Source organism: Nocardiopsis sp. ATB16-24, assembly GCF_030271535.1.
Taxonomy (GTDB): Bacteria; Actinomycetota; Actinomycetes; order Streptosporangiales; family Streptosporangiaceae; genus Nocardiopsis.
The window spans coordinates 132,473-146,421 of sequence record NZ_JASCXJ010000008.1 but is presented as its reverse complement, the minus strand read 5'-3'; the positions used below and the strand labels follow the sequence as shown (position 1 = coordinate 146,421).

Below are 13,949 nucleotides of genomic sequence, written 5' to 3'. Positions count from 1 at the left end.
GGAACCTCCTCACTCCTCCAGCAGGAGGTCGGTGTAGGCCCGCCAGTACGGGTCGGGATCCACCGGTCGAACACCGGCCCGCAGCCGCTCGGGCTCTCCAGGGGCGTAGAACGCCCTCAACGCACGGGCCAGGTCCTCCACGTCGCCCGGCTCGCACAGCAGGCCGTCGACCCCCTCCCGCACGTGCCCGGCGAGGGTTCCGGCCCGGGTGACCACCACGGGCAGCCCGTGCTCGTGCGCCAACCACACGTTCTGACTGGCGGTCGCGGTCCGGTAGGGCAGCACCACGGCGTCCGCCGACGCGAACAGTTCCGGCAACTCCCCCGCGGGCACGTACCCGTCCCTCAGCCGCACCCGGTCGGCGATCCCCAACTCGGCCGCCAAGGCCTCCAGCTTCCCGGTGCCGCCCCAGAACTCCCCCGCCACGGTGAGTTCCACGTCCTCCGGGGCACCGTCGGGCAGGGCCCGCAACAACAGGTCGATCCCCTTGTAGGGGCGCACGATGCCCAGGAAGAGCAGTCGCCGCCGCTCTCCCGGTGGCGGTGGGAGTGCGCCGCCGGTCTCGGGCAGGTGCGGGGGCATCTCGGCGACCACCACGCTCCCTCGCCCCGGCCCGCGCAACCCTTCGGCGAGGCGTGCCTGTTCCGCCGAGTGCGTGACCACGGCGTCCACCCTGCGCAGGAGGGACCTCACCAAGGACACGTCCACGGCCCGACGCTCGTGAGGCAGCACGTTGTGGCACAACGCCACCACCCGCGTACCGCTCCTCCGACCAGAGCGCACGCCCGCGAGGATCCCGAGGTAGGCGGGCACCTGGACGGGAGAGAACAGGGTGAGCACCACCAGGTCGGCCTCCCGGGCCAGGCGTCGCCCGGTCCACCACCATCCGTCCGGTCGGTACCAGGCGAGTCCGCGACGGGTGTCGGGGTAGGGCTCCCCCTCCGGGTCGGCGATGGTCTGCCGCCCGGGATAGAGGGCCGCCGGGTACTGGGCCCGCCACGATTCCACGGTGGTCGGATGCCCCCGGTCCCGCAACCGGTGCGCCAACTCGGTGGTGTGCCGGGCACCGCCCCCCTTGTAGGGGTGGGCGGGCCCCACCAGGGCGACCCTGGTGGGCCGGTCCGTCCTCACGCGTGCTCCCGCGAGCGCACGATCAGGTCGGCCAGCAGGGCGATCGCCGCGATGATCAACCCGGTCATGAGGATCATGACGGTGTTGTTGGGCACGTACAGCGGGTTGCGCACCTGGTCGAAGACGAACTTGCCCGCGCCGAGGCCGAGCAGTACCAGGGCGGGCGGCATCAGGACCTTGAGCGGGTTGAAGTACATCACCATGCGCAGTACCTGGAGGACGTACCGGTAGGCGTCGCCGACGAAACGGAACTTGGACTTTCCCGCCCGCTTGGCGTACTCGATCGGCACGTACCTGACCGGATGCTGGTTGGACAGGAAGGCCAGGGTGAGGGTGGTGACGCAGGAGAACCCCGGCGGCAGCAGCCTCAGGTACGGGCGGGCCACGTCGCGACGGAACACGCGCAGTCCGGAGTTCAGATCGGGGATGCGGGTGTTGGTGAGGAGCTCGGCGATCTTGCGGATGACCCACTTGGCGGGGACCCTCAAGACCCTGTGGCTGCCCATCTCCTGGGTCCGGGCGCCCACGATCTGATCCGTCTCCGGGTCGGCGTCGAGCATGGCGACCAGTTCGGGGATGCGCTCGTTGGGGTAGCTCATGTCGGCGTCGGTCCACACGACGAACTCGCCACGCGCCCGCCGGCTGCCGATCCGGCGGACGGTGCCCGCCCCGCCGTTGTGACCGAAGGCGATGACGCGCATGTGCGGGTAGAGGCCTTCAGCGTCCCGAAGCCGGGCCAGGGTGTCGTCCGTGGAGGCGTCGTCCACCGCGAGCAGTTCGTAGCCGTAACCGGACGCGTCCATGGCCGCACAGATGCGTTTGACCTCGTCGAGGACGTGGTCTTCTTCGTTGTAGCAGGGAAGCACGATGGTGACACGGACGGAAGGGTCCTCGTCGTGCTCGTCGCGTGTGTCGCTCATGGGATTCTTCTCAGCGGGGTGTCGGGAGGCAGGGTGCGGGATCGCGCTCACCCCTCGTGGGGGAGGACGGACACCCACACGCTTCCGGTGAAGGTCCAGGAACCTGTCGGCGGTTCCATGAGGGTACTCGGATCCATCCGGGCGACGACGTGGAAGGGCCGCTCGGGCTCCACCTCGCCGTCGGTCAGCCGGTCCAACGGTTCCCAGTCGGGGGCGGCGAGCACGGCGTCGCGGCCCCGCTCGTGGATCGCGGAGACGACGCGGTCCACGTCCCGGGGGGTGGGTTCGGCCATGGCCGCGGTGGGCACGCCGCAGACGTTACGCAGCAGCGGCATGTAGTTGCTCGCCATCCCCGAGTCGACCACGACCACCGAGGAGTCCTCCGGCAGTGCGTCGCACAGTCGGTGCGCGGCCTCGACGCTGCCGACGTCCTGCCTGTAACCCATGATCCCCGCGGCCGAGGTGACCGCGGTCGGCACGATCAGCGCGACGGTGGAGACGGCGGCCACCACCGCGGGAAGGACGCGCGCCATCAGGCGGGGGTCGTCGGTCCGGTCCACGACGACGCAGCGGCGGGTGAGCCACGCGACGAACCAGACGGCGAACAGGATGAACGCCGGTAGGACCAGCACGACCAGGCGTCTGCTGGCCCACGGGTGGTCGGGGGTGATGGCGGGCCTCAACAGGGTCGTTCCCACCGTCCACACGAGCAACATCGCCGGCAACAGCCACTGGGGGTCGCGCCGTTGGAAGAGACGGCGCAGCACGAGGGCGACGCCGAGGGAGGCGAACAGGACCGTGGCCATGCCCACGTACCATCCCACCCAGTACAGACTCATGTCGTAGTAGGTGCGGCTGCCCTCGATGGGCCACAAGCCCTCACGCTCCTGCACGTAGGCGACCCAGCCGTCGGTGAAGTCGCTGCCATGCCCGTAGTCGGGCCACAGCAGGGGTCGGATCGCGAACAGGAGCATGGCGAACAGGGCGAGCGCCGCCACCGTGCCCGGCAGCCATCGGACGCGTTCCACGCGCGGGATCCCGTGACGCCACAGCGCGACGGTGGCCGCGGCCGTCACCAGGACGACCACTGCGCTGATCAGCAGCAGCGGGTGCAGGGAGTCGGACAGGTACTCCAGGTAGGGAAGGGACAGACCATAGCCCGCGTACAGACCGAGACCGGTGCCGACGAGCAGACCGCCGAGGAGGGGCGGCGCCTGTCCCCGCCGGGCGACCAGGAGCAGGCCGACGAACCCGATCACGGGCAACAGGTCACGGATCGCGTCGATGCGCACCACCAGGCCCAAGCCGAACGCCAGTCCCGCGACGGCGGCCGGCGTGTGAGCGGACGACCACCTGTCGGTGATGTCGGTGCGCCGCGCCAGGGCGTCATGGGCCAGGACCAGTCCCCCCAGCAGGAGGATCTGGGTGAGGGGTTCGCTGTAGGTGAATCGACTGACCCACTGCTGCGGGAGGCACAGGGCCAGGACGAGGGCTCCCAGAGGCGCCCAGCGCGCACCGACCAGACGGGCGGTGAGCCCGGCGAAGACGAGCACGCCCAGGGCGCCCAGGACCGGGGTGACGACGAACATCCCGTCGAGGCCGCCCAGCCAGTAGCCCACGGAGGTCACCAGCGGCGCCCCGGCCATGAACTGGGGCCAGATGACGTCGCCGCGCTCGTAGTGGGCCAGGCTCTGGTAGCTGAGCGAGGGATCGTCGCCCGCGATGAGCTCCCGCTGCTGGGGGATGGGCAGGTACCCGTTCTCGGCGATCCACGTGGTGTACATCGCGTAGGAGGCGGGATCGCGACGGATGACCAGCGCCTCGGCGTGGTAGGCGATCTGCACGGCGGCGAAGACGACCGTGATCACCAGCACCAGGACCACCGGCCACCAGGGCACGTCCTCCTCGGGGTCCGGTAGGAGGCGGGGCACCCATGTACAGGCCGTGATCACGGCGGGGAGCCCGAGGACGGCGGCTACCAGCGGGGTGAAGGAGCCGAGGGCCAAAAGGGGGAAGGCCACGAGGAGCCAGGCCGCAACGGCGATCGCGGGGAGCGCGGTGACTCGGGCGAGGAATCGTCCGGGAAGCAGGCGCATGAGGCAACTGTGACAGTTCCCTGGTACCGGCGCATACTCCGGAACGGCCTCGCCGGCCCCCGTGAGGGGCCGTACGTGCTGGTCGCCCGGGGTCCGGGACCGCAACGTCACCGTTGTCTCACGACTCCGTCCGGGCCCACGCCGCGCACCCTTTCTCGAAGGCCCTCCGCGCCACCGGGTTCGTTCGGCGGCCCGAAGGGTGGTGGATCGAAACATACCGAGGGGCGTGACGAAGCGACCTTCGAGGATCGTGGGAGGGCGCGGCGAGGATCTGGAAGGGACACGGCCTAAAGTGGCGACCATGTCTGAGACTCCCGCGCACCTGTGGCGTGCCCTCGTCGCCGCCGACCCGGCACAGCCCTTCGTGACCTCCTACGACACCTCCGGCGGCCGGGTGGAACTGTCCCGGGCCACCTTCGACAACTGGGTGTCCAAGACCTCGAACATGCTGGTGGACGGTCTGGGCGTCCAGCCCGGGGACCGGGTGGTCATCGACCTGCCGGTGCACTGGCAATCCCTGGTGTGGCTGCTCTCGTGCTGGTCGGTGGGGGCCGTGGCGGAACTCACCGAACGGGAGACGCCCGAGGGCGCACAGGTCGTGGTGACCGGCGCCGACCGGTTGGAGGCGGCCCTGGACAGCGGTGCCGACGAGATCGTGGGCACCTCACTGCACCCTCTCGGCCTGCCGCTGGCCGAGGTGCCGCCCATGGTGCTGGACTACTCGACCGAGGTACGCGGACACGGGGACCACTTCTCGCCCTACCCGGTCGATCCGGAGGCGCCCGCACTGGTCGGGAGGAGGACCCGCACGGGCGCGGCCCTCGCCGCGGACGCCCGCCGTCGGGCGGAGCGGTGGGGGTTGGTCTCCGGGGACCGGGCCGGCCTGTTCGTCGAACCCGACGCCCCGATGAGCCTGCTCGGCGAGGGGGCGGAGCTGTTGCTGGCCCCCGTCGCGGCGGGGTGCCCCATCGTGATGTCGCCGGTCGACTCCGTCGGTCCCGACACGCTCCTTGAGCGTGCCGGGACGGAGATGGTGACCGTGGCGATGGTGGGCGTCGGTGGTCCGGACCTTCCCAAGGGCGCTCCGTTCCGCACTGTGGGCCCGGCATAGGCCGACCGCCGGTGTGACGCGGGCCGGTCGGTGGGGCTACCGCTCGCGGTAGTAGGGATCCAACGCGGTGCCCTCGCCGGCCTCCTCGTCGTAGGTGTAGACCTCACGGCCCTCCACGAACACGCGCAGGGCACGGCTCATCACGTCCAGCGGATCACCCGACCACACCACCACGTCACCGTCCAGACCCGGCTTGAGAGCGCCGACCCGGTCGGAGATGCCCATGATCTCGGCGGGGTTGACCGTGAGCGACCGGATCGCCGACACCGGATCCATCCCCTCCTTCACGCACAGAGTGGCCTGGTGGACCAGGAACTCGATCGGCACGACCGGGTGGTCGGTGGTGAGCGCCACCTTCACACCCGCCCGGTCCAGGATGCCCGGGTTGGCGAGGGTCTTGTTGTTCACCTCCGTCTTCACCCGACTGATCATGAGCGGTCCGGTGATCACCGGGATGCCGCGCTCGGCCAGCTCGTCGGCCAGCAGATGACCCTCGGTGCAGTGGTTGACCACCAACCGGTAACCGAACTCGTCCGCCAACCGGATCGCGGTGTGGATGTCGTCGGCGCGGTGCGTGTGCTGACACCAGGGAAGCTCACCGTCCAAGACCTTGACCAGCACCTCCAGGGTGTTGTCCCGCTCGAAGGGTTCGCCCTTGTCCGCGGCGTGGTCACGCCGGACCTTGTAGTCCTGTGCCTTGGTGAAGGCGTCACGGATGACCGCCGCCACACCCTGACGCGTGGAGGGAAGCCTGTCCCTGTCTCCATAAGCCCGCTTGGGGTTCTCCCCCAGTGCGCTCTTGACGCTGACCGGGTGCTTGATGAGCCGGTCCTCCATGCTGCGACCCCAGCACTTGACGGCCACGGTCTGCCCACCGACGGGGTTGGTCGAACCCGGTTTGACGACCGAACTGGTGACACCCCCCGACAGGGCGCCGACGAAGCCGCGGTCGGCGGGGTTGATGGCGTCCAACGCCCTCATACGGGCACCGTTGGGGTCGGTCATCTCGTTGGCGTCCGCGCCGGCCAGGCCGACGCCCTCCTCAGCGATGCCGACGTGGCCGTGGGCCTCCACGAAACCGGGGAGCACCCACCTGCCGGAGGCGTCGACGACGGTGGCGCCGTCAGGGACCGTGACGTCGGCGTCCGCACCGACGGCGGTGATCCTGCCATCGGTGATGAGGACGGTGCCGCCGTCGATGGGGTCCCCGTCGACGGGCACGACGTATCCGGATGTGATCGCGATATCCATGGCGGGCAAACTAACCCATCGAGCGGGGGGACCGCTCGGTGGAGTCCCGTCCGGCCACGAAGATCCGTTCGGGGATCGACGGGGTTCGGTGACGCTGCGGGCGGGTGCGTGAGGCGAGGGTCGACGCACCGCTGTCCCCCGGGTCTTCCTCTTCCGCCGCCCGAGCCGCGTGCGGGCTCACGAGGGCCTGATGTCGAGAACGGTCACGGCTCCACGGCGGAGGGTCTCCGGGAGTGGAAGCGTCCCGCCGCGTCACGGCGGGACGACCACGGATCAAAGGTCCGGGCGGGCCGGTCGGTGGGGCTACCGCTCGCGGTAGTAGGGATCCAACGCGGTGCCCTCGCCGGCCTCCTCGTCGTAGGTGTAGACCTCACGGCCCTCCACGAACACGCGCAGGGCACGGCTCATCACGTCCAGCGGATCACCCGACCACACCACCACGTCACCGTCCAGACCCGGCTTGAGAGCGCCGACCCGGTCGGAGATGCCCATGATCTCGGCGGGGTTGACCGTGAGCGACCGGATCGCCGACACCGGATCCATCCCCTCCTTCACGCACAGAGTGGCCTGGTGGACCAGGAACTCGATCGGCACGACCGGGTGGTCGGTGGTGAGCGCCACCTTCACACCCGCCCGGTCCAGGATGCCCGGGTTGGCGAGGGTCTTGTTGTTGACCTCCACTTTGGATCGGCTGGTCATGAGCGGTCCGGTGATCACCGGGATGTCGCGCTCGGCCAGCTCGTCGGCCAGCAGATGACCCTCGGTGCAGTGGTTGACCACCAGCCGGTAACCGAACTCGTCCGCCAACCGGATCGCGGTGTGGATGTCGTCGGCGCGGTGCGTGTGCTGACACCAGGGAAGTTCGCCGTCCAAGACCTTGACCAGCACCTCCAGGGTGTTGTCCCGCTCGAAGGGTTCGCCCTTGTCCGCGGCGTGGTCGCGCCGGGCCTTGTAGTCCTGTGCCTTGGTGAAGGCGTCACGGATGACCGCCGCCACACCCTGACGCGTGGAGGGAAGCCTGTCCTTGTTGCCGTACACCCGCTTGGGGTTCTCCCCCAGTGCGCTCTTGACGCTGACCGGGTGCTTGATGAGCCGGTCCTCCATGCTGCGACCCCAGCACTTGACGGCCACGGTCTGCCCACCGATGGGGTTTCCGGAGCCGGGTTTGACGACCGAGCTGGTGACACCCCCCGACAGGGCGTCGACGAAGCCGCGGTCGGCGGGGTTGATGGCGTCCAACGCCCTCATACGGGCACCGTTGGGGTCGGTCATCTCGTTGGTGTCGTCACCGGCCCAGCCGATGCCCTCCTCGTCGATGCCGATGTGGCCGTGGGCCTCCACGAAACCGGGAAGCACCCACCTGCCGGAGGCGTCGACGACGGTGGCGCCCTCGGGCACGGTGACGTCGGCGTCCGCACCGACGGCGGTGATCCTGCCATCGGTGATGAGGACGGTGCCGCCGTCGATGGGGTCCCCGTCGACGGGCACGACGTATCCGGATGTGATCGCGATATCCATGGCGGGCAAACTAACCCATCGGAGGCCCGCGACCCAAGATCGGGGACCGGATCTAACCCTCGGGCCAGCGCGCGGTCAGCAGTTCCGATCGCGGTGTGAGTTCCACCGCGACGTCCTCGATGGCCTCGCGCACCATGGCGCAGCGACCGACCTGTTCGAGGTCGGCCGTCAGATCGCCGCCCTCGGCGGCGAAGGCGTAGACCATGCTGGGACGGTCGGCGAACTCCATCATCCGGAAGGCGCCCCCCAGGCCCGGGTGGTTCGGGGTTCGTTCGGGGATCACGCCCATGGTGACGATGCCGGCCTCGATCAGGTCGGCGAGGAAGTCACGCTGGGCGTTGAGGACCGCGGCGCCCCCCTGGGGGCGTTGCAGCGCCGACTCGTTGAGGATCACCCGCAGCGCGGGCCCGTCCGGACCGGTCATGGCCGCCCGGTTGGCCATCTCCTCCTCCACCATCTCCTCGACGGCGTCCGGGGACAGATCGGGGTGGCGCGGACCGAGGACCGCACGCGAGTACTCGCGGGTGCGCAGGAACACCGGCACCGTCATGGGCTGGTGCTCCCACAGGTGGGTGGTGTGGACCCCCAGTTCCCACTGGTCTCCGAACTCGTTGGGGAAGGCCTCGGCCTGAAGGCTGGTCGCCCACGCCTCCAGAAGCTGGTGGTCCGTGCCCAGGGCGTTGTCCACACGCTCGACCAGCGAACGCGCCGGACGGCAGTAGGCGCTCTCCACCTCACGGAGCTTGTCGTCGGTCACCCCCACCGTCTCCGCGAGTTCGGCCCGCGAGAGTCCCCTGTCGGACCGCGCCCGCAGTACCCGCGCGGCGAAGGGGAGCCACATCGCGGACGGTAGTGCACTGTTCATGGCCATGACCTCCTCCGTCGCCCGACAGACCGACATATACCCTCGGATCGGCTTCCAATCCTGTCTCCGCCGTTCTTCCGACCCTCTCCCGCGTCGGATCACCGGTCAAGCGACAGGACGGGGACGGCGATCCGTGGTAAGTCCTTGACACATCCCGGTAAGAACCGACACGGCTCCCCCACCCGACCGGCCTCGACCCCCGGTGCGCGGCCCCCCGCGCACCGCCTGTCCCTGCCCGTGAGCGGCATCCTCGATCCCCGATTGGACGGAACCCGTTGACCTACCTCGCCCTTGTGCTCAGCGTGGTCGCGCTCGGCGTCTGGGTGTACGCCCTGTTCGACGTGATCGGCTCGGACTCCGGCTCCATCCGGCTGCTGCCCAAACCGGTCTGGACCGTGATCGTCCTCCTCCTGCCCAAGTTCGGAGCACTGCTCTGGTTCGCGCTCGGACGCCCACGACGCGACCCGGCCACGGTCACTCCGACCGGTCCGCCGCCGCCCTTCCCCGAGTACGAACACCCCAACCGCGCCCGCGCCTCGACCCCCGAGGAGGACGAGGAGTTCCTCCGTCGCTGCCGTGAGCGCGCCGAGGAGCAGCGACGGCGTGCCCGTGAGGCACAGGAACGCCAGGGCCGCGACCCCCGGGAGGACGGGGAGCCCGAGCCCCCGGCCTGACCCGGCGATGACCTCGCCCGGAACGGGCCAGTACTCTGTGTGCCCCGCACGTCTCGTCCGAAAGCGAACCATGAAGCGTCTGACTCTCCCGGCAGCGGCCCTGCTGACCTGCACCGCCCTGTTCGCCACCTCCGCCTGTGCGAGCGACACCGCCCCCGAGGAGAAGGACGTCAGTGACGTCGAGGGCGCCACACTGCACACCAGTGAGGGTGACATCGAACTGGAGCTGTTCCCCGAGGACGCCCCTGTGACGGTGGCCAACTTCGTGGAACTGGCCGAGGGCGAGGGTGTGCCCAACCCGGTGACGGGCGAGGCCGAGTTCTACGACGGCACCGTGTTCCACCGCGTGATCGACGACTTCATGATCCAGGGCGGTGACCCCCAGGGCACCGGGGCGGGAGGACCGGGCTACACCTTCGAGGACGAATTCGGTTCCGGTCGCGTGTTCGACGAGCCGGGTGTGCTGGCCATGGCCAACTCCGGCCCGGGCACCAACGGCTCGCAGTTCTTCATCACCGTCGCGCCGGCCACGCATCTGAACGACAAGCACACGATCTTCGGGCACGTCGCGGACGAGGAGTCCATGAAGGTGGTCGACGGCATCGCCGACATGGAGACCGACGCGCAGGACCGTCCGACCCGGGAGGTGGTCCTGGAGTCGGTCACCGTTCACCGCGCCGACTGACGTCGGGACCGCGTGGAGACGTCAGCGGCGGCGCTTGGCGCGGGCGGCCCGGGCCCGTTCCACCGCCGGTCCGATCGCCTCCACCAGCGCCTCGACGTCCCTCTCGCCGGAGGTGCGTCCCAGTGACAGGCGCAGACTGCTCAACGCGGTCTCGGGGTCGGCGCCCATCTCCAACAGGACGTGACTGGGCTGGGCCACCCCCGCGGAGCAGGCCGAACCGGTCGAGCAGGAGATGCCCTTGGCGTCCAGCAGCATCAGCAGCGCGTCGCCCTCACAGCCGGGGAAGGACAGGTGGGAGATCCCCGGCAACCGGTGTTCGGGGTCTCCGTTGACGACCACGTCGGGGACCACGGCACGAACCCGCTCCTCCAGGTCGTCCCGCAGGGCCCTCAGGTGTTCGACGTGTTTCTCGCGCTCGTCCACCGCCATGCGGACCGCCGTGGCCAGACCCCGTAGCAACGGTGTCGCCAGGGTCCCCGAACGGATGTCGCGTTCCTGACCGCCTCCGTGCAGGACCGGCGTCGGGGTCAGCCCGCGTGCGACCAGCAGCGCCCCCGCGCCGACGGGGCCGCCGAGCTTGTGTCCGGTGAGCGTCAGTGCGCTCACCCCGCTCGCGACGAAGTCGACCGGTTCCACGCCCACGGCCTGCACCGCGTCGGTGTGGAAGGGAATGCCGTACTCGGCGGCGACGGCGGCCAGTTCGGGCACCGGCTGGACGGTGCCCACCTCGTTGTTGGCCCACATGACGGACACCAACGCGACCGACTCCGGGCCCGCACCATCCTCGATCGCCTCCCGCAGCGCCACCGGACTCACCCGTCCCGACGCGTCCACGGGCAGCTTCTCGTGTACGGCGCCCTGGTGCTCGGCCATCCAGTGCGCGGGGTCCAGGGCCGCGTGGTGCTCGACGGCGCTGGTGAGGATCCGTGGTCTGCGGATCTCCCCGCCTCCGTCGTTACGGGCCCAGTACAGGCCCTTGATGGCGATGTTGTCGGACTCGGTGCCCCCACCGGTGAAGACCACCTCGTGCGGTGTGGCCCCGAGGGCCTCGGCGACGCGTTCACGTGCCTCTTCGACCGTGCGACGCGCGGCCCGTCCGTGTCCGTGCAGGGACGAGGGGTTCCCGAGGGCGCCGAGCTCGGCCGCGACGTCGGCGACCACCTCGGGGCGGACCTCGGTCGTTGCAGCGTGATCCAAATACACCATGGCGGAACAAGGATACGTCCGTCCCGAGTCGTCCGGGGCTGTGCGTCCCACCACCGCCCTGCCGTCGAGGAGGCGGGGTCGGCCGCCCACGGGATCGAGGCCGTCACCCTGCGTTCGTCCTGATCCCGATAGCCTTGGGGCATGCCTGACTCCGCGTCCTCACAGCCCTTCCGGTCCACCGGTTCCGACACGTCCACATCCGCCGCGTCTTCGGGCGGTCACTGGCCGGCGCCGAGGGCCGAACGGCCGATGCGCGCACGAATCGGCCTGCCCGGGTCCAAGTCCATGACCAACCGCGCCCTGGTCCTGGCCGCGTTGTCCCAGACCCCGTGTCGGATCCGTCACTCCCTCGTCAGCCGCGACAGCGAGTTGATGATCGGTGCCCTACGCGCCCTGGGCGTGCGGGTCGAGGCCACGGACGACACGGGCACGGAGCTGTCGGTGACCCCGGCTCCGCTGCGCGGGCCGGCCGCCATCGACGTCGGCAACGCGGGTACCGTGATGCGTTTCGTACCGCCCTTGGCCGCCCTGGCCTCGGGCACCGTCGACTTCGACGGAGACCCGCGCGCCCGGGAACGGCCCGTGGGCGAACTGCTGTCCGCGCTGCGCGGGCTGGGAGCCGACATCGACGACGGTGGTCGGGGCGGTCTGCCCATGACCGTCCACGGCACCGGTGCCGTACGCGGCGGCGAGGTGACCCTGGACGCGTCCGGCTCCTCCCAGTTCGTCTCGGCCCTGCTCCTGAGCGGCGCCCGCTTCACCGAGGGCGTACACGTACGCCACTCCGGGCCGCCCGTGCCCTCCCAGCCCCACCTGGACATGACCGTGGAGATGCTGCGCTCGGCCGGTGTGGCGGTGTCCACCGCCGAGGACTCCTGGAAGGTCGAGCCGGGTCCGATCGAGGTCTCCGACATCACCGTGGAGCCCGACCTGTCCAACGCCGCCCCCTTCCTGGCCGCGGCCCTGGTCAGTGGCGGCCGGGTGACCGTCGAAGGTTGGCCGGAGCACACCACCCAGCCCGGCGACCGGCTGCGATCGCTGTTGACCCGCATGGGCGGTGAGGTGTCCTGGTCCCCCGAGGGGCTCACCCTGCGCGGCACCGGGCGGATCCTGGGCATCGACGCCGACCTGCGCGACGTCGGCGAACTGACCCCCACCATCGCCGCCGTGGCCGCGCTGGCCTCCACTCCTTCCCGACTGACCGGTGTGGCCCACCTTCGCCGTCACGAGACCGATCGCATCGCCGCCCTGGCCACCGAGATCAACCGTCTGGGCGGCGATGTGGAGGAGCTTCCCGACGGGTTGGTCATCGTTCCCCGGCCCCTGCACGGCGGGGTGTTCCACTCCTACGACGACCACCGTATGGCCACCTCCGGCGCGGTGATCGGGCTCGCGGTGCCCGGAGTGGAGGTGGAGAACATCGCCACCACGCGCAAGACCCTGCCCGACTTCCCGGGGTTGTGGGCGGAGGCCCTGGCATGAGCCGCACACGGGGCGGGGGACGTCACCTGGACGAGGAGGACGTCCGTGTGCGCGCCCGGGGCGGATCCAGGCCCCGCACTCGTAAGCGGCCCAAGCACGAGGACGCCGTGGAGGGCATGGTCACCACCGTGGACCGAGGACGGTACCGCTGTCTGGTCGACGATGTGCTCGTGGTGGCGATGAAGGCCCGGGAGCTCGGCCGCGGTTCCATCGTCGTCGGTGACCGCGTCGACGTGGTGGGCGACCTGTCCGGCAGGCCCGACACGTTGGCCCGCATCGTGCGCGTCAAGGAGCGTACGTCCGTCCTGCGACGTACGGCCGACGACACCGACCCGGTCGAACGGGTGATCGTCGCCAACGCCGACCAGATGGCGATCGTCTGCGCGCTCGCCGACCCCGCCCCGCAACCGCGCTTCGTGGACCGCTGCCTGGTCGCCGCCTACGACGCCGGGCTCGACCCCCTCCTGTGTCTGACCAAGGCCGACCTGGCCGGGCCCGGGGAGCTGTTGCGCGTGTACGAGCCCCTCGGCGTGCCCTACGAGGTGCTCGCTCCCGAGAAGGGTCTCGACGGTCTGAGAGCCCGTCTGACCGGACGCACCACCGTGTTCGTCGGCTCCTCCGGCGTGGGCAAGTCCACGCTGGTCAACCGCCTCGTCCCGGGCAGCGACAGGGCCGTGGGAGACGTCAACGCGGTCACCGGACGGGGCCGTCACACCTCCACCTCCGCCGCCGCCCTGCCCTTCGAGGACGGCTGGTTGATCGACACCCCCGGAGTGCGCAGCTTCGGTCTGGCCCACATCGCGCCGGAGGACATCGTCGAGGGGTTCGCGGACCTGGCGGGTGCCGCCGAGGACTGCCCGCCCGCCTGTTCCCATCAGCCCGACGCCCCGGGCTGTGCCATCCAGGGCGCGCTGGAGCGCGGAGAGTTGGATCCGGACCGGGTGGTCTCGCTGCGTCGGCTGCTCGCCGGCCGTGAGGGAGAACTCGACGAGGTCTGAGCCCCGGGGAGG

12 protein-coding genes are annotated in these 13,949 nt (G+C 70.3%); 5 read left to right on the top strand and 7 right to left on the bottom strand.

Features of this window, described 5'->3' with window-relative positions; translation table 11 throughout:
- Window positions 1–9: 9 nt before the first annotated feature.
- From PFX91_RS11565 to PFX91_RS11555, 3 genes are read right to left on the bottom strand one after another with little or no spacing between them, the layout of a single operon-like run.
- Window positions 10–1,131: a glycosyltransferase family 4 protein gene (locus PFX91_RS11565; RefSeq protein ID WP_285731490.1), complete on the bottom strand. Its 1,122-nt coding sequence runs from the start codon at window positions 1,129–1,131 to the stop codon at window positions 10–12.
- Window positions 1,128–2,051 (bottom strand): glycosyltransferase family 2 protein, encoded by a 924-nt coding sequence (locus tag PFX91_RS11560; protein WP_285731489.1) that lies wholly within the window; start codon window positions 2,049–2,051, stop codon window positions 1,128–1,130. Before PFX91_RS11560 ends, PFX91_RS11565 begins: the two co-directional genes overlap by 4 nt.
- 47 nt (window positions 2,052–2,098) lie before the next feature.
- The gene (locus PFX91_RS11555; RefSeq protein WP_285731488.1) at window positions 2,099–4,147 is read right to left on the bottom strand and encodes a hypothetical protein; all 2,049 of its coding nucleotides are present in this window, start codon (window positions 4,145–4,147) and stop codon (window positions 2,099–2,101) included.
- 301 nt (window positions 4,148–4,448) lie between these two features.
- Between PFX91_RS11555 and PFX91_RS11550 the strand changes: the two genes are divergently transcribed.
- A complete protein-coding gene (locus tag PFX91_RS11550) occupies window positions 4,449–5,258 on the top strand; it encodes a TIGR03089 family protein (protein ID WP_285731487.1) in 810 nt (269 codons plus the stop codon).
- A gap of 36 nt (window positions 5,259–5,294) precedes the next feature.
- On the opposite strand, the gene PFX91_RS11545 is transcribed toward PFX91_RS11550, so the two are convergent.
- From PFX91_RS11545 to PFX91_RS11535, 3 genes are all read right to left on the bottom strand, one after another.
- Window positions 5,295–6,509 (bottom strand): amidohydrolase, encoded by a 1,215-nt coding sequence (locus PFX91_RS11545; protein ID WP_285731486.1) that lies wholly within the window; start codon window positions 6,507–6,509, stop codon window positions 5,295–5,297.
- 303 nt (window positions 6,510–6,812) lie between these two features.
- Window positions 6,813–8,027 carry an amidohydrolase gene (locus tag PFX91_RS11540; protein WP_285731485.1) on the bottom strand — a complete coding sequence of 405 codons (1,215 nt, stop codon included), beginning with the start codon at window positions 8,025–8,027 and terminating at the stop codon, window positions 6,813–6,815.
- Window positions 8,028–8,079: 52 nt separating this feature from the next.
- Entirely contained in the window at window positions 8,080–8,892 is an 813-nt protein-coding gene (locus PFX91_RS11535) for a helix-turn-helix domain-containing protein (RefSeq protein ID WP_285731484.1), read from the bottom strand.
- Window positions 8,893–9,167: 275 nt separating this feature from the next.
- On the opposite strand from PFX91_RS11535, the gene PFX91_RS11530 reads away from it, so the two are divergent.
- Together PFX91_RS11530 and PFX91_RS11525 are read left to right on the top strand one after the other, a co-directional pair.
- A complete protein-coding gene (locus PFX91_RS11530; RefSeq protein WP_285731483.1) occupies window positions 9,168–9,566 on the top strand; it encodes a PLD nuclease N-terminal domain-containing protein in 399 nt (132 codons plus the stop codon).
- A gap of 70 nt (window positions 9,567–9,636) precedes the next feature.
- Window positions 9,637–10,251, top strand: a complete 615-nt coding sequence (locus PFX91_RS11525) for a peptidylprolyl isomerase (RefSeq protein ID WP_285731482.1) — start codon at window positions 9,637–9,639, stop codon at window positions 10,249–10,251.
- Window positions 10,252–10,272: 21 nt separating this feature from the next.
- On the opposite strand, the gene PFX91_RS11520 is transcribed toward PFX91_RS11525, so the two are convergent.
- On the bottom strand, window positions 10,273–11,457 hold the full coding sequence (locus PFX91_RS11520; RefSeq protein ID WP_285731481.1) for a cysteine desulfurase family protein: 1,185 nt from the start codon (window positions 11,455–11,457) through the stop codon (window positions 10,273–10,275).
- Between the two features lie 141 nt (window positions 11,458–11,598).
- On the opposite strand from PFX91_RS11520, the gene aroA reads away from it, so the two are divergent.
- Complete coding sequence (aroA, locus tag PFX91_RS11515) at window positions 11,599–12,939, top strand: 3-phosphoshikimate 1-carboxyvinyltransferase (protein WP_285731480.1); 1,341 nt, start codon at window positions 11,599–11,601, stop codon at window positions 12,937–12,939.
- Complete coding sequence (rsgA, locus tag PFX91_RS11510) at window positions 12,936–13,937, top strand: ribosome small subunit-dependent GTPase A (protein WP_285731479.1); 1,002 nt, start codon at window positions 12,936–12,938, stop codon at window positions 13,935–13,937. The genes aroA and rsgA overlap by 4 nt, the downstream gene beginning before the upstream one ends.
- Window positions 13,938–13,949 lie beyond the last annotated feature (12 nt).

Coding starts and splice junctions, on each gene's coding strand:
- PFX91_RS11560 (WP_285731489.1), bottom strand. CDS start 2,051: ATGAGCGACACACGCGACGAGCACGACGAGGACCCTTCCGTCCGTGTC.
- PFX91_RS11555 (WP_285731488.1), bottom strand. CDS start 4,147: ATGCGCCTGCTTCCCGGACGATTCCTCGCCCGAGTCACCGCGCTCCCC.
- PFX91_RS11550 (WP_285731487.1), top strand. CDS start 4,449: ATGTCTGAGACTCCCGCGCACCTGTGGCGTGCCCTCGTCGCCGCCGAC.
- PFX91_RS11545 (WP_285731486.1), bottom strand. CDS start 6,509: ATGGATATCGCGATCACATCCGGATACGTCGTGCCCGTCGACGGGGAC.
- PFX91_RS11540 (WP_285731485.1), bottom strand. CDS start 8,027: ATGGATATCGCGATCACATCCGGATACGTCGTGCCCGTCGACGGGGAC.
- PFX91_RS11535 (WP_285731484.1), bottom strand. CDS start 8,892: ATGAACAGTGCACTACCGTCCGCGATGTGGCTCCCCTTCGCCGCGCGG.
- PFX91_RS11525 (WP_285731482.1), top strand. CDS start 9,637: ATGAAGCGTCTGACTCTCCCGGCAGCGGCCCTGCTGACCTGCACCGCC.
- PFX91_RS11520 (WP_285731481.1), bottom strand. CDS start 11,457: ATGGTGTATTTGGATCACGCTGCAACGACCGAGGTCCGCCCCGAGGTG.
- aroA (WP_285731480.1), top strand. CDS start 11,599: ATGCCTGACTCCGCGTCCTCACAGCCCTTCCGGTCCACCGGTTCCGAC.
- rsgA (WP_285731479.1), top strand. CDS start 12,936: ATGAGCCGCACACGGGGCGGGGGACGTCACCTGGACGAGGAGGACGTC.